Origin of the sequence: Steroidobacter gossypii, assembly GCF_016801985.1 — a bacterium.
Classification (GTDB): domain Bacteria; phylum Pseudomonadota; class Gammaproteobacteria; order Steroidobacterales; family Steroidobacteraceae; genus Steroidobacter; species Steroidobacter gossypii.
This window is the reverse complement of record NZ_JAEVLS010000008.1, coordinates 102,165-116,932: the sequence shown is the minus strand read 5'-3', so window position 1 is coordinate 116,932 and position 14,768 is coordinate 102,165. Positions and strand designations below refer to the sequence as shown.

The window sequence follows — 14,768 nt, the reverse complement described above, 5'->3', positions numbered from 1 at the left end:
TCCGACGCACGCCCTATAGGGTGCAACTCCCTTGCCACGCAGCAGCCGCCACTGCGGGCGCTAGTCACACTTTGAAGATGAGCCGTTAAGGCTCGGACTGATCACGCCGATAGCGCGGCGGCTCGGGTGAGAGGGAGTGTGAACTCAGTCACACCCGCGCAGTGGACAGGGACCTCAGGCGAACGAAGTGCAATCGCCAACCCGCCGGTCTCCATATGTCACTAACGCAGCACAACATTTCATAATATGAATATTTTTCAGTAGAATGGCGCTTGTCGCGATGGAAATTCACAACCGTTGTCGCTTTACCAGATAGGGACGGCAACTTCACCACGGATGGTAGAGTTGCTGCCCAAGGAAGCGCGAGTCGTGCAGGGAAGGCACGGGCGGGCGAGAGTCGGCAGGGAGTCGATGCTCGTTGCGCCGCTGCTCGGATGAGCGGGCTCGTGAAGCTTCCTGAAGTGGGTCGAGCGCCGCTCCCACGGCACGAGACTACTTCGATGAGGACTGCAGCTACATCAAGGATGCTGGCGTTGTTGTCCAGGGAAGCGCGAGTCGTGCATGGATGGCGCGAGGTGAACAGGGACTCGGCATGGAGTCGATGATCTCTTCGCCGCTGCTCAGGATAGGCAGGCTGGCGAACTCTCGAAGTCGGCCACGCGCTGCTCCCACGGCACGAGACGACTTCGGCCACAGGGAAGTGAGAATGAATAGAAGCAGGAAGACAACGGCGTGCGCACGTCGCTCGAGCGCCAGGAAGGCCCAGCTGTCGTGTGAACGCATCACACCACTCAGTCCGCCGCGGGCCGCTAACGGCTGCCCGCGGCGGCATCTCTCAGATCGCACCTTTGCGAGCGCTGTAAAAGGACTGCCCTGCTGGTCACGACAGGCGAGAGAGGCCTAAGCGCGCCCGATCGCGATGTGCATCCCGTGGCGCCGTGCAAGGCGACGACATATCATCGAGATAAGAAGCGCCACAACCGCCACGCTGGATCACGCGATGCCGCTCAGGGAACGAATTGTTACGTTTGTGTTAATGCTGTTCACAGCGGCGGTCGCCGTCGCCGAGCCGAAGACGCTGGCGGATGCAAGCGGATGTAAGTTCGTGCTGCCGCCCGGCATGCCGCCCATCGATGGCATGAAGTGGGACGGCGCCTGCGTCGACGGGTTTCTGAGTGGACCTGGAACGGCCGATCTGGGACCGGTCGCCTACAAAGGCGAGTTCGAGCGCGGCCTGCTCTCCCGCGGCGAAATGTCGACCGTCAAAGGGCACAAATATACTGGTGAGTTCGTCGCCAACGAACCACGCGGCCGCGGTGAGCTGCAGTTTCCGAATGGCTTCACTGTCCGAGGCCAGTTCGAAAATCCAAACACTATCGCAGGCGCCACTGAGATTACCTGGCCGGATGGATCGGTTTACACCGGCGAGACCACCGGCCTGCAGACCATGCACGGCCAGGGCAAGCTCGTCTACGCGGACGGCCAGGTCTACGAAGGCTCTTTCCTGCAGGGCAAGTTTCATGGCCAAGGCAAGATGTCGCGGCCGGGCGGCGAGTCGTACGAAGGTCAGTACGCCCACGGCAACTATGATGGCCACGGCACACTGGTGTTCGGCAACGGCGCCCGCTACGTCGGCGAGTTCGTTAACGGCGAGCGGCAAGGCAAGGGCCGGCTCGAGCATCCCGATCACGCCATCGAGGAAGGCGAATGGAAGGCAAGCCGCCTCGACGGTGAGTGTCACATCAAGTATGCCGTGGGCAGCGAGTACACCGGCCAGTGCTTGAACGGGCAACTCAGCGGTCAGGGCAGGTATCAGGATGCGACCGACGGCTCTGTGTATGAAGGCGCGTTCCTCGCCGACAAGTTCCACGGGCAGGGACGACTCACCCGCTCCGGCTATGTGTATGAAGGCGAGTTCGTCGGCGGCGTTCGCAGCGGCAAGGGCAAGGAAGTCTTCGAAGGCGGCGAGCAGTACGAAGGAACGTTCGCCCGCGGGGTCCGTGAGGGAACCGGAGTGCTTCGAGCCACCCTGGCGGGCGGTTCCGAGCTGAGCTACGAAGGAGCTTTCAAGAATGGCCTGATGCACGGCGCGGGCAAAATGAAACTCGGCGCGGCCCGCTTCGACGGCGAATTCAAGCGAGGCGTGTTCAACAAAGGCCGCATGCTCGGCGAGGATGGGCGCCTGCTCGAAATCGACGTTGAGCAGGACACCGTGTTCGAGATCCGGCCGGACGGCAGCAAGGCGCCGTTCAACCCGGATCTGCCGCCCGATCCGCAAACCTGAGCATCACTCCTCCACCGTCACATCCGGCCGCGGCGGCGGTTGGAAGCCGGAGCGGCTGGCGACGCGGAGCTGGAACACGTAGGTCAGCACTTGCGCGACGGCTTGATAGACGGCGGAGGGAATCTCCCCGCCGATATCGACGTTTCGATACAGCACGCGAGCCAGCGGCGGCGCTTCGAAGATGGGCACGTTGTGCTCGGTGGCGATCTCGCGGATGCGGGCGGCGACGAGGTCGACGCCCTTGGCGACGACGATGGGCGCGCGCATGCGTTTCTCGTCGTAGCGCAGGGCCACCGCGAAGTGCGTCGGGTTGGTGACGATCACGTCGGCCTTCGGCACATCCTGCATCATGCGCTGGCGAGCGAACTGCTGCTGCAACTGGCGGATGCGGCCCTTCACTTCTGGCGAGCCTTCCGACTCCTTGTGCTCTTCCCGGATCTCCTGGCGGCTCATCTTCAGCTGCTTGGCGTGACTCCACAACTGATACGGCACGTCGATGCCGGCGATGATCAGCAGCCCGGCGGTGATGGCGATCAGGGCTTTGCCGGCCAAGCTGATCGTGTGCGCGATGGCTATATCGAGCGGCTCCTGCCCCAGATGCAACAGTGTGGACGCATCGTTCCATAGCACGAGCACGGCGACCAGACCGACGACGCCGAACTTGGCGAGCGCCTTCACCAACTCCACCACCGCACGCGTGGAGAACATGCGCTTCACGCCCGACAGGGGATTCAAGCGATTGAACTGCGGCATCAGCGCTTCAGTGCTGAACGACCAGCCACCGAGCGCGAGCGGCGCAAGCACGGCGGCGAGACAGATGATGCCCAGCACCGGCGCGCAGATTTTCAAGCCATCGATAGCGGCGCTGGCAAACGCCGGCGCCATCTGCGCGGGGTCGAGCGCCTGCTCGCGAGTGAGACTGAAGCACCGCTGCATCAACGTGTACAGCTTGCCCGCGATGCTATCGCCCATCATGTACAACGCCGCCGCGGCCGACATGGTCACCGCCGCCGCACTCAAGTCCCTGGATCTGGGGATCTGACCTTTGCGCCTCGCTTCCTCGAGGCGCTTGGGAGTTGCGCTTTCTGATTTTTCCTGGGCGTCATCGTTCTCTGCCATGGCGTATCACTCCTAGGGCGAGAGCGCGAGCAGGCTTCGGATGACTCCGAACGCCGCTTCCAGAGACCCAGCGAAAGCGCCCATCACGGACGGCAAGGTCAGGTACATGATGATCAGGCCGGCGATCAACGTGATCGGGAAGCCGACCGCAAACAGATTCAACGTGGGCGCCGCGCGGCTCATCACGCCGAACGCGAGATTCACCACGAGCAACGCGGCCATGCCCGGCAACGCCACGGTGAGCGCGCCGGCGAACAGCTGGCTGCCCCACTCCACCAGCCGCCAGATCATATCCGTGCTCAAACCCGCCAAGCCCACCGGCAGCGTCGTGAAGCCCTGCACGAAGATCTCGATCAGCACCAGATGACCGTTGATGGCGAGAAACGTCAGCGTGACCAGAATCATGTAGAGCTGGCCAAGCACCGGCGTGCTGACACCGCGCAGCGGATCGACGTTGAAGGCGAAGCCGAGGCCCATGGTGTTGGCGAGCAACTGCCCGCCCATGGCGAGCGCATCGAAGATCAGCTGCAACGCGAACGCCGTGGCAAAACCGATGAGCAGCTGATGAATCGTCACGATGACCGCGGCGAAGGAGAAGACTGCCACGTTGGCAGGCGGTGGCACGAGCGGCGCGACGATCAACGTGATCGCGCCCGCCAGGAACAACCGCACCCGCGGCGGCACGAAACTCGCGCCGAAGATGGGCGCCATCATGAAACAGGCGCCAATGCGCAGGAATGGCCACAGGTACTGCGCCAGCCACGCCTCCAACTGCCCTGTGGTGATCTCGAGCATCTGGCGTCGACTAGCCGATCAAACCCGGAATGCTCTCGAACAGCTCGCGCGTGTAGCCGACGATGAGCTTGAGCATCCAGGGGCCGGCGATCACCAGCGTCGCCGCCATGCCGATCAGCTTGGGAATGAACGACAGGGTCATTTCGTTGATCTGCGTGGCCGCCTGGAACACGCCCACCAGCAAGCCGATCGCCAGCGCCGCGATCAGCAGCGGCGCCGCGAGCAGCATGGTGATCTCCAGCGCGCGTTGACCGATGGTCATGATGGTTTCAGGCGTCATGTATAGAAACTCGCTGCCAGGGTGCCCATGATCAGGCCCCAGCCGTCGACCAGTACGAACAGCATCAACTTGAAAGGCAACGAGATCAGCACCGGCGAGAGCATCATCATGCCCATGGACATGAGTACGCTGGCCACCACCAGGTCGATGATCACGAATGGAATGAAGATCAGAAAGCCGATTTGAAACGCGGATTTCAGCTCGCTGGTAGCGAACGCCGGCACCAGAATACGCAGCGGCACGTCCTCGGGCTTGTCGAAGCCGTCGCCGCCGGAAATGCGCACGAACGTCGCGATGTCACTTTCACGCGTCTGATCGAGCATGAAGCGCTTCAGCGGCACCGCCCCGGCTTGCATCGCGGTGGTCGCGTCCATGGTGCCCGCCATGTACGGCTGGACCGCTTCAGTATTGATGCGGTCGATCACCGGGCCCATCACGAACAACGTCAGGAACAACGACAACCCGATCAGCACCTGATTGGGCGGCGCCTGGCCCGCGCCCAGCGCCTGACGCAGAATCGCCAGCACAATGACGATACGCGTGAACGAAGTCATCATCAGCACGATGCCCGGCAGCAAGGTCACTGCCGTCATCAGCATCAGGATCTGCAGAGTCAGCGAATACTGCTGACCACCACCGGGGGCGGTACTCACCGTCACCGCCGGGATGCCCTGGGCAAAAGAAACCAACGGCGCCAGCAACAGCAGCGCGGCGAACGCATACCGCGCGAACCCACGGTCGCGCAGCTTGAGGAAGGCGCGCATCACAGGCCGAGGCTCCGCTTCAGAATAGATTTGAAATCCGCGGGGTGCGCAGGCATCGAGCCGTCGACCGCGGGCGTGATGTTGGTAGAGGGTTGAGGAACCACGGGCTCATCGAGCACGTGCAGAGTATTCACACGGCCCGGCGCCACGCCCAGCAACAACTGCTGTTTGCCGACTTGCACCAGCACCACGCGCTCTTTAGTGCCGACGGCAAGATCGGTCACCACCTGCAACGAGCTGTTGCCGAACCGACCGAAGCCGCGCAGGCGGCGCGTCGCCCAGGCGGCGGCAAACACGATGCCCAACACCAGCAGCAGCGACAAAGTCACCTGCATGAGGCTGCCGGCGCCCACCGCCGGCGACTGAGCCGGCTCCGGCGCAGCGAACTTCTCGGCGGCGAGCACCATCGGCGCGGCGAGACACAACACCCCGATCGCAACCGTCACCGCCAGGCCGCGAAGCGCCACGCCACGAATGACGGACAGCATCAAGGTACGCGGCATCAAAACCTTCTGACTCACTTCGACTTCAACTCACTTCAGCTTGCGAATGCGCTCGGACGGCGAGATCACGTCGGTGAGACGGATGCCGAACTTCTCGTTCACCACCACCACTTCGCCGTGCGCGACCAAGGTGCCGTTGACGAACACGTCCAGCGGCTCGCCGGCGGCGCGGTCCAGCTCCACTACCGAACCCTGGTTCAACTGCAACAGGTTGCGGATGGGAATGCGCGTGCGCCCCACTTCCATCGACAGCGTCACCGGCACGTCGAGGATCACGTCCAGGTTCACATCCGACGTTGCGCCGCTCGGCAAGCTGGGCTCCGGCGCGGGCATGCGGTCGCGCTGCTCCTTTGCCAGCAGCTCCTCGAACTGCGCGGCCTGCGCCGCTTCCATCGCTTCTCTACTCATGCTCATGGCTTCAAACCTTCGCGTTCAATATGTCCAGCATGCGCGGACGAATACGGGAAATGCGCTCTTCGACCTGCACGGCCTGCTGGCCGTTGGAAACTCCGAAAGTGCCTTTGAAGATCGGCACGTCCTCGGCGAGGATGGTGGCGCGGCCGGTGAAATCGCACGGCAGGATGTCGCCCGCCTTCAGATCCATCAGCTGCCGCATGGTGATCTTGGAACGGCCCAGCAACGTGGTCAGCTCGACGTCGGCGTCCTCGATTTCTTCCTTCAGCGCGCTCACCCAACGCTCGTCGTGCTCGACGCGGTCGCTCGCCACGCCGGCGTCCAGCAATTCGCGCAGCGGCTCGATCATCGCGTACGGCATGGTGATGTGAACGTCGCCGCCGCCGCCATCGAGCTCCACGTGGAAGCTGGTGACCACGACGATCTCAGTCGGGCTCACGATGTTGGCGAAGTGCGGATTGATCTCGGAATTGAGATATTCGAGGTCCAGCCGCTGCACGTGCGACCAGGCTTCTTTCAGGTCGGCGAAAATATGTTTGAGCAGCATGTGAATGATCCGCTGCTCGGTGGCGGTGAACTCGCGGCCTTCGATCTTGGCGTAACGGCCGCTGCCGCCGAAGAAATTGTCCACGGTGGCGAACACCAGCTTCGGGTCCAGCACGATCAGGCCGGTGCCCCGTAGCGGCACGATCTTCACCAGGTTCAAATTGGTCGGCACGTGCAACGAATGCACGTACTCGCTGAACTTGAGCATCTTGACCGGCGCGACCGCCACTTCCGGCGTCCGACGCAACAGGTTGAACAGGCTGATGCGAAACAGGCGCGCGAAACGCTCGTTGATCATTTCGAGCGTGGGCATGCGCCCGCGCACGATGCGAACCTGATTGGCGAAATCGTAATTGCGCGCCTCGCCGGGCGCGACGGGCGCTTCAGTCTTGACGGCGCCGCTGTCTACTCCGTGAAGTAGAGCATCGATTTCGTCTTGATTCAGAATGTCACTGCCGGACATGGCTCGATCCCGGTGCTGCGGATTACTGCATCACGAAGCTGGTGAAGTACAGCTGCTCGACGTTCTCGGGCCTGCCACCCTCGGCGGCGATCACGGCGGCGACAGCCTGCAGCGCTTCGTTGCGCAGCTGTTCTTTGCCTTCACGCGAGCTCAGCGTCTCGAACGTCTGGCCACCCAGCAGCATCAGCAGATCGTTGCGCAGTTTCGGATCGTGCTGCTTGAGCAGATCGGCCGTGACCGCATCGCGCGTCATCACTTCGATGCTCACCTGCAGAAAACGCATCTGGCCCTTGTTCTGGAAATTGACCACGAACGGCGGATCGAACTTGCTGTAGATGGCTGGAGTCTTGGCGACCGGCTGGCTGGTGGCGGCCTGCGCTTCACCGTTTTTCGCCGTCATGAAGTACACGCCGCCGCCGGTCGCGCCCGCAGCGAGCATCGAGCACAGAACGATCACCAGCATCTTCGATTTGGCAGGCGCCGGGGGAGCATCACCGGCAGGGGCATCGGACATCGCGCATTCCTCGAGAACTTGGTCGCGCTCCAATAAGAGCAAGCGACGTGCCACGCCCCGCAACGAGCGCGCAAGTCATTCATTCCCGAGGAAAATGCGCCAAAAACGCAGTGTGAACTGCGACACATCGCCGAACCGCGACAGAATCTTGGCGCGAACAAGTGTGACGCGCTCCACAAGCACCGCGCACTACGCGTCCGGCGGCGTCAAAGCCTGGACGCGCAGCTGCTGCAGGCTTCAGCCGTCGACCGGGTGTGACGGCGTCTGCAACGTCAGCTGATAGAACGCCAGATCCAGCCAGGTGCCGAACTTGAAGCCGGCCTGGCGGATCGTGCCCGCGTGCACGAACCCCAGCTTCTCATGCATGGCGATGCTGACTTGATTGGTCGCATCGATCCCGCCGACCAGCACATGCAATTCCTGCGCTCGCGCGGCTTCGATCAGTCGCTCCATGAGCGCGACACCCAGGCCCTTGCCGCGATGATCTTTATGGACGTAGACCGAGTGCTCGACGGTGTACTTATAGGCCGGGCGCTCGCGGAACACGCCGTAACTGGCGAAGCCCATCAATGCGCCAGCTTCGTTCTCGACACCGATGACGGGATAGGACTTCGCCTGCTTGGCGCCGAACCACGTCACCATGCTCTCTGGCGTGCGGGGCACGTACTCGTACACCGCCGTCGAGGTGCGAATCTGTTCATTGAGAATGTCGAGAATGGCCGCGCCATGCGCGTCGAGTGTGCAAGCCACGAATTTCATCGCAAATTCCCGTCAGGCGGTCTGAGCCGTCATCTCATAGCCTAGCCATGCAACCAGCAGGCCAGCGACCACACTGACGACCACGTTCGCGATCGCCACTCCCGCCTCGCCCCGCTTCAACAGCAACAGCGTCTCCAGGCCGAAGGCCGAAAACGTGGTGAATCCACCTAACAGGCCGGTGAACAACAACAGCCGCGCATCCGGCGTCAACACGTCCTGCTTCACGGCCATCCCGGCCAGCAGGCCCGCGATCAAACAGCCGATGAGGTTGACCGCCAGGGTGCCGGCGGGAAATCGCCAGCCTGGCGTCTGATGCAACACCCATCCCGACAACTTGAAGCGCGCCATCGAGCCGAGCGCACCGCCGAGAGCGACCAGAAGCAGCGATTTCAAAGTTCACCTCGTCCGCCACAGGCACACAGGCCTGTCTGCGTCAGGCCGCCGTTGCAAGCGCAATTCTATGCGTTTGCGTACGCCGGGGCATCACGAAGTGGTGGCAGGCCGATGCGCCAGCGCGATCGGCCTGCCACGAGGACGAGTCGCCGGTTACGGCTTGATGAGGATGGTTCGCTCCTCGACCACGCCGTGATCGTCGATCACTTTGAGCGAGTATCGGCCCGCGGGTATGTCCGCCGTGCTGAGGTTGTGCTGGTCGCCTTGGAATGTTTCCTCGGCCCACACCAGACCAGACTTGTCAGCGATGCTGACTCTCGCCGTGCCCGAAGCGGGTTTGGCCAGCGTGACCTCAAGCTGCTGCGCGGGATGGCCTGCATCGCTGATCGCGCTCGCGGCCGACAAGCTCGTCGACGAGCTTACAAACTCGAACGCCCACTGCTGATTGAAGCTGACGTTGTCGTTCCAGAACTGCATCACCGCGCCATCGCCCGTTTGGCCGCCGGTATCCAGCGCCTTGCCGTTGGCGCGGTTGACCAGCTTGTAGAACGAGTCGACCGAGACCAGGCTCCATTGCTGATTGAAGCTGGGGCTATCGGCCCATTGCCCCACGGCTGATCCGTCCGCCGTGCGATCCAAGCTGTCCAGATATTTGCCGCCGGTGACCGCGCGCAGCCTGGAGTATCCGCCGGAAGTCGTGAGCACCCAGCGCTGATTCGGACTGCTGCTCGAAGCCCATTGCGCTACATCGGCGCCGTCGGCCGTCGCGCCGAGATTGTCCAGATATTTGCCGTTCGCACGATTGCGCAATCGATAGGTGCCGTTGGCGAGCGTCCCACCTTGCGGCGGCAGATTCACTCCGGCGGCGACCGGCCAACCGTTGCTGAAGCTGACCGTGGTCACCCGCAGCTTGGGGGCGCCGTTGTCGTTGCCATCGTAGAAGTGATACGTCAGCCTGCCTTCGCCGATGCCCACGTGACCCGGTCCGATGTATCGGCCATCGCGGTTCGGCAGGAAAATACTGCCGCCGCCGTTCATCACGCTCGCACCGGACTTGTCGAGATATGGCCCCGTGATGCTGGTCGAGCGACCCACCACTGTGTAGTAGGTGCTGTTGACGCCGTTACAACACAGGCCGCGCTGGAAGAACAGATAATAGTAGCTGCCGTTCTTGTGCAGATACGGCGCTTCGACCTGGCCCGGCACCAGATCCCAGCGACTGGAATTGAGCGGTTTGCCATTGGCGGGATTGAGCTGCAGCAGATCGATGCCGGTCTGCCAGTTACCCCAGGTCAACCAATGGTTGCCACCGTCCACCAGCGGTGCGGGATCGATGGCATTGTTTCCTGCCACGACCAGACCTTGATCGGTCCACGGACCGGCGAGATTGGTCGCTGTCGCCAGTCCGATCGCCGCCGGTGCGCCCTGCCCCGCGCACGAGTAATACAAACGATATTGGCCATTGACGTTGATGACATCCGGCGCCCAGAAGAATCCGTTGAAGCCGGTCACATAGTTGTTGATCCAGCTGGGCCAGGAGCCCACCGGGAACACCGTGGGCTCGACGCGCCAGTCGGTGAAGTTGGCGTTGCTCGAGGACATCGCCCAGATGCCGTCGCCAGTGGTGAAGATCCAATAGCGCCCGTCGACGTTACGAATCGCCCGCGATGGATCGTGACTCGGCGCGACTTGCGCTTCGGAGTGAGCACTGAACAGGAGTAGCGCGCCGACGAACAGCAATAGCAACCAAACCAGGCGCGGAGAATATATCCGGCCGTGCAGCGACAATTCCTTCATTGGAATCTCCCGTGGTGACTTGGAGTGAGGGTCCTTTCGGTGTCGGCCGACGGGATTTATATTGTCTGACAATTTACATCGATGCAAGCGGCACGCGCACCGGGCGTGCCGCCACCCGGGGCTTGCGAATGAAATCGAAATTACCGCGCGGCCCGAGCGGCCCAGTCCAGCGCCTGCTCGAGTCGATCGTTGCCCCAGAACAATTCGCTGCCAACCAGGAAAGAAGGCGCGCCGAAGATGCCGCGCTCCATCGCCTCCGCCGTTTGCGCTTTGAGTTTTTGTTTCGATGCAGGCATTTGCGCGGCCGCCAGGATTGCGGCCGCGTCCTGCCCCACTGTCTCCAAACATCGCGATATGACGGCCGGATCGGAAATCTCAGCGTCCTCGGCGAAGTTCGCGCTGTACACGCCGCGAACGAAATCAGGAATCCAAGGCTCGTCCGCATGACTGCAGACAACGCGCGCGGCGAGCAATCCATTACGTGGAAACCTGGTCGGCCTCCTCAACGATAGATCGAGACCTTCGCAGATGCGCTCCATGTCGCGCCACATGTAGCGTCCCTTCACCGGAAAAACATTGAAAGGCGAATCGTTCCAGCCTTGCTGCTGGAAAATCGGGCCCAGCAGGAACGACCGCCATGCGACCGTGACCCCGCGAGCCGCGGCCAACGACTGGATTCGCATGGCCGCGGGATATGAATAGGTGCTGGCAAACTCGAACCAGAACTCAACCTGCATTGCTTGCTCTCGTTGCTTCGGGCATTACGACCGTAATCCCAAAAGCGTCGAGCCACAAGCGTCGAGTGCCGCAATGCCGCTCAGCGTTGGCCGGCGGCCTCCGGAGCGAATTCCGCAGCGTAGTGTCGATACCAATCGCTCTGAAACACCTGCCGAGGATCGATCTGCCGCTTGGCCGTGAGGAACTCATCGAACATTGGATAGCAAGCCTGCACCTGTTCACGCGTGGCGTGGCGGTGATAGGTCAGGAAGTAGCTGCCGCCGTGATGAATGGCGATGTCGATGAGCCGCCGAAAGGTGTCGGCGGAATTCGCCAGCCCGCGAGCATCGTGATCGACGTGCAGATTGAAAATGACGCAAGCGAACCGCTGGCGCGCCCAGGCGAGCACAGTCTCGCTGTCCGGTTCGATCAGCCGAATCGTGCCATAGATGAAGTCCACGCGATGCCGCAGGAAATCCCGGCGCACATCCTGCATGAACGCCGCCAGGCGGTCGCGCGGCACGTAAAGCTCGGTGATCATTTCCGAGCCCGGCACCGTCGGCTGCAACGCTTCGTCGAGGCGGCCGTGGTAATCATCCAGGTAGATGCTCAACTGGTGAGTGTCGCTCCAATAGATCTGGCCCGAGGACTGCAGGTAAAAAGTCGCGAACTCGTTGAAGGCCCGCTGCTTGTTGCGATGAGCGAGATACAGTAGCCGGCGCCAGTCGGCAGGCAGCAAGCGGATCTGGTTCGGCGGAATCGGCGTCTGCGGATCGACAGGGCGATAGCAAGAGAAGATCCCGCGAACCAGGAAACCGCGATCCTCCGGTGCGGTCGAGAACTGGAAATCACCGTAGAGATAACCGTCACGAATGCGCTCTTCGAAGCCATCGATGATGTACTCCATGCGCGCCAGCTGCACCACGCGCTCCATCTTCTGACGCGGCACGAGACGCAACTTCACCGAAGTGACGACGCCGAACAATCCATAGCCGCCCACGATCAGGCGGAACAGCTGGTAATTGCGGCTGCGACTGCACTCGACCACGGAACCGTCGGCCAGCACCACTTCGAGCGCTTCGATGTCGTTGACGAAAGGCGCATAGGTGAGCCCGCGGCCGTGGATGTTTGCAGCGACCGCTCCGCCGAGCGTCAACCGATCCGCGCCAGTTTGTTTCTGCCGGATTCCCCAGGCGCTCGCACCGTCGCGCTGCTCGACGACGTAGTGACGCATCAGGTCCGGCCAGGTGATTCCGGCCTGCGCGTGGATGATGCCGCGCTCACGATCGAAACCGAGCACCTGGTCCATCGAACGCATGTCGAGCAGCCAGGCATCTTGTGCGAATTGTTGCCCGCCCATGGCGTGACACGAACCGGCGATGCTCATGCTTTCGCCGCGCTCCTCCACCCGATGTACTGCCGATACAACGTCCTCGACTGTACCGGGGACGATGCGCCCCAGTACCCGCGTCCGGTTCAGATGAGAGTGCTTGTCGTTGCAGACTTCGTGTGCGCCGCCTTTCTGCGAGACACTCGTACATGCCTTCGCCAACGCGTTCATGCCCCCGCCTCCGCTGCTCGTATTGACCGAGCGTGCGAGCCCGACCCCGGGATCTGCAACCCGGCTTGCAGAAGTATCGAAATCCAATACTCTGTGGCGCACCCCGTCGAACTGCATGAGGTCCCGATGAGCGAATGCGCGCAGATCATTGCCGTCCTGAAGCGCAGCCTGAAGGCGCGCGGCACCACCTACCGCGATCTGGCCAAGGCGGTGGGCTTGAGCGAGGCGTCGGTGAAGCGCATCTTCGCCGAAGAAACATTTTCGCTGACCCGCCTCGAGCAGATCTGCACGGCGTTGGGCCTGAGCATCGTCGAGGTCGCCAAGATGGCGGCCCAGCAAACCACACCGGGTGGACAGGAGTTGAGCGTCGAGCAGGAGCAGGTGCTCGCGGAAGACTCACGCCTGCTCGCATGCTTTCATCTGCTGATCAACGGTCACAAACCGGCAGCCATCGCCGAGGAGCTCGATCTGAGCGAGCGCGACCTGCGGCGGCTGCTGGTGAAGCTGGACGCGGCCCGCTTGATCGAGCTCCAGCCGAAAATGAAAGTCCGGTTGCGCACCTCGAATGTGATCGTCTGGCGAAGCGATGGGCCGGTGCGTCGGCTCTACGAGCAGCGCGTCAAGCGGGAGTTTCTACAGTCGGACTTTGCCGGCCGCAACGAATTCATCGGTTTCTCCTCCGCCGAGTTGTCGGAAGCGTCGGCAAAGATCCTGACGCGCAAGCTCGAAGGGCTGGCGCGAGATTTCGCCGAGCTGGCGGCGCTCGACGCCGGGGTGCGGGACAAGGGAAAACGCAGCATCGGCCTGCTGCTGGCGTTGCGCCCATGGGTGTTCTCGATGTACGACGGCTTACGCAAGCGAGCCTGATCTCCATACGCTCGATCAAGTCTTTCGGACTCTGCGTCGCCGCGGTTTCAGTCAGGAAACGTACAGTGGTTCCCAGCCAAAACGGCCTCCAATCAACTTCTGAATGAGGGAATGCACATGAACGCTTCGACACGCCCTGGCAGCTACATCACCGCCAAAGACGGTACTCAGCTCTATTACAAGGACTGGGGCAGCGGACAGCCGATCGTGTTCAGTCACGGCTGGCCGCTGAGCTCGGACAGCTGGGAATCGCAGATGCTGTTCCTCGCCTCGCAGGGCTATCGCGTGGTCGCGCACGATCGGCGCGGTCACGGTCGATCGAGCCAGCCGTGGAACGGCAACGAGATGGACACGTATGCAGACGATCTCTCGACCGTCATCGAAACCCTGGATCTGCATCACGCAGTGCTGGTCGGTTTCTCCACCGGTGGCGGCGAAGTCGCCCGTTACATCGGGCGTCATGGCACCAAGCGCGTCAGCAAGGCTGCGCTGATCAGCGCGGTGCCGCCATTGATGCTCAAGACCGCCGCGAATCCCGGCGGCCTGCCCATCGAAGTGTTCGATGGCCTGCGTCAGCAGTCCATTGCGAACCGCTCGCAGCTGTACCTGGATCTCGCGTCGGGACCGTTCTTCGGTTTCAACCGGCCGGGCGCCAAGGTGTCGCAGGGGTTGATCCAGTCGTTCTGGGCGCAGGGCATGCAGGGTGGCCACAAGAACACGTACGACTCGATCGCGGCGTTCTCGGCCACCGACTTCACCGAGGACCTGAAGCGCTTCGACGTGCCGACGCTGATCGTGCATGGCGACGACGATCAGGTCGTGCCCATCGACGCCGCCGGCCGGGCCTCGGCCAAGCTGGTCAAGGACTCCAGGCTGATCGTGTATCCGGGCGCGCCGCACGGCCTGGCGGACACGCACAAGGATCAGCTCAATAACGACCTGCTCCAGTTCATCAAGGAATGAGTCGTCAACGGTGGGTCGCGGACTGTAGT

15 protein-coding genes and 1 pseudogene are annotated in these 14,768 nt (G+C 62.3%); 3 read left to right on the top strand and 13 right to left on the bottom strand.

The annotated features are described in order from the left end of the window. Positions 1–1,036 precede the first annotated feature (1,036 nt). Positions 1,037–2,284: an MORN repeat-containing protein gene (locus JM946_RS26755; RefSeq protein WP_203170513.1), complete on the top strand. Its 1,248-nt coding sequence runs from the start codon at positions 1,037–1,039 to the stop codon at positions 2,282–2,284. Between the two features lie 3 nt (positions 2,285–2,287). Here the strand turns inward: JM946_RS26755 and flhB are convergent, their stop codons facing one another. The 13 genes and pseudogenes from flhB to JM946_RS26690 form a co-directional block, all read right to left on the bottom strand. Continuing rightward, entirely contained in the window at positions 2,288–3,403 is a 1,116-nt protein-coding gene (gene flhB / locus JM946_RS26750) for a flagellar biosynthesis protein FlhB (RefSeq protein WP_203170512.1), read from the bottom strand. A 12-nt stretch (positions 3,404–3,415) separates the two neighbouring features. Then, positions 3,416–4,198, bottom strand: coding sequence for a flagellar biosynthetic protein FliR (gene fliR, locus JM946_RS26745; protein ID WP_203170511.1), 783 nt, complete (start codon positions 4,196–4,198; stop codon positions 3,416–3,418). A 10-nt stretch (positions 4,199–4,208) separates the two neighbouring features. Beyond that, positions 4,209–4,478, bottom strand: a complete 270-nt coding sequence (gene fliQ, locus JM946_RS26740) for a flagellar biosynthesis protein FliQ (protein ID WP_203170510.1) — start codon at positions 4,476–4,478, stop codon at positions 4,209–4,211. Further along, positions 4,475–5,242 carry a flagellar type III secretion system pore protein FliP gene (gene fliP, locus JM946_RS26735; RefSeq protein ID WP_203170509.1) on the bottom strand — a complete coding sequence of 256 codons (768 nt, stop codon included), beginning with the start codon at positions 5,240–5,242 and terminating at the stop codon, positions 4,475–4,477. The genes fliQ and fliP overlap by 4 nt, the downstream gene beginning before the upstream one ends. Continuing rightward, positions 5,242–5,763 (bottom strand): flagellar biosynthetic protein FliO, encoded by a 522-nt coding sequence (gene fliO, locus JM946_RS31410; RefSeq protein ID WP_218043130.1) that lies wholly within the window; start codon positions 5,761–5,763, stop codon positions 5,242–5,244. The genes fliP and fliO overlap by 1 nt, the downstream gene beginning before the upstream one ends. A 12-nt stretch (positions 5,764–5,775) precedes the next feature. After that, positions 5,776–6,036 (bottom strand): annotated as a pseudogene (gene fliN / locus JM946_RS26725) (flagellar motor switch protein FliN); the annotation flags it as partial. Positions 6,037–6,163: 127 nt separating this feature from the next. Further along, positions 6,164–7,168 carry a flagellar motor switch protein FliM gene (gene fliM, locus JM946_RS26720; RefSeq protein ID WP_203170507.1) on the bottom strand — a complete coding sequence of 335 codons (1,005 nt, stop codon included), beginning with the start codon at positions 7,166–7,168 and terminating at the stop codon, positions 6,164–6,166. Between the two features lie 22 nt (positions 7,169–7,190). Beyond that, positions 7,191–7,682: a flagellar basal body-associated FliL family protein gene (locus tag JM946_RS26715; RefSeq protein WP_203170506.1), complete on the bottom strand. Its 492-nt coding sequence runs from the start codon at positions 7,680–7,682 to the stop codon at positions 7,191–7,193. A 237-nt stretch (positions 7,683–7,919) separates the two neighbouring features. Next, positions 7,920–8,441, bottom strand: coding sequence for a GNAT family N-acetyltransferase (locus JM946_RS26710; RefSeq protein WP_203170505.1), 522 nt, complete (start codon positions 8,439–8,441; stop codon positions 7,920–7,922). A 12-nt stretch (positions 8,442–8,453) separates the two neighbouring features. Then, the gene (crcB, locus tag JM946_RS26705; RefSeq protein ID WP_203170503.1) at positions 8,454–8,834 is read right to left on the bottom strand and encodes a fluoride efflux transporter CrcB; all 381 of its coding nucleotides are present in this window, start codon (positions 8,832–8,834) and stop codon (positions 8,454–8,456) included. 153 nt (positions 8,835–8,987) lie between these two features. Continuing rightward, the gene (locus JM946_RS26700; protein ID WP_203170501.1) at positions 8,988–10,631 is read right to left on the bottom strand and encodes a family 43 glycosylhydrolase; all 1,644 of its coding nucleotides are present in this window, start codon (positions 10,629–10,631) and stop codon (positions 8,988–8,990) included. A gap of 140 nt (positions 10,632–10,771) precedes the next feature. After that, entirely contained in the window at positions 10,772–11,368 is a 597-nt protein-coding gene (locus JM946_RS26695) for a 2-hydroxychromene-2-carboxylate isomerase (RefSeq protein WP_203170500.1), read from the bottom strand. Between the two features lie 80 nt (positions 11,369–11,448). After that, positions 11,449–12,909, bottom strand: coding sequence for an FAD-binding oxidoreductase (locus JM946_RS26690; RefSeq protein ID WP_203170498.1), 1,461 nt, complete (start codon positions 12,907–12,909; stop codon positions 11,449–11,451). A 126-nt stretch (positions 12,910–13,035) separates the two neighbouring features. Between JM946_RS26690 and JM946_RS26685 the strand changes: the two genes are divergently transcribed. Both JM946_RS26685 and JM946_RS26680 read left to right on the top strand, forming a co-directional pair. Further along, on the top strand, positions 13,036–13,776 hold the full coding sequence (locus JM946_RS26685) for a helix-turn-helix domain-containing protein (RefSeq protein WP_203170497.1): 741 nt from the start codon (positions 13,036–13,038) through the stop codon (positions 13,774–13,776). Between the two features lie 117 nt (positions 13,777–13,893). Beyond that, a complete protein-coding gene (locus JM946_RS26680; RefSeq protein WP_203170496.1) occupies positions 13,894–14,739 on the top strand; it encodes an alpha/beta fold hydrolase in 846 nt (281 codons plus the stop codon). The last annotated feature ends 29 nt before the right edge of the window (positions 14,740–14,768 follow it).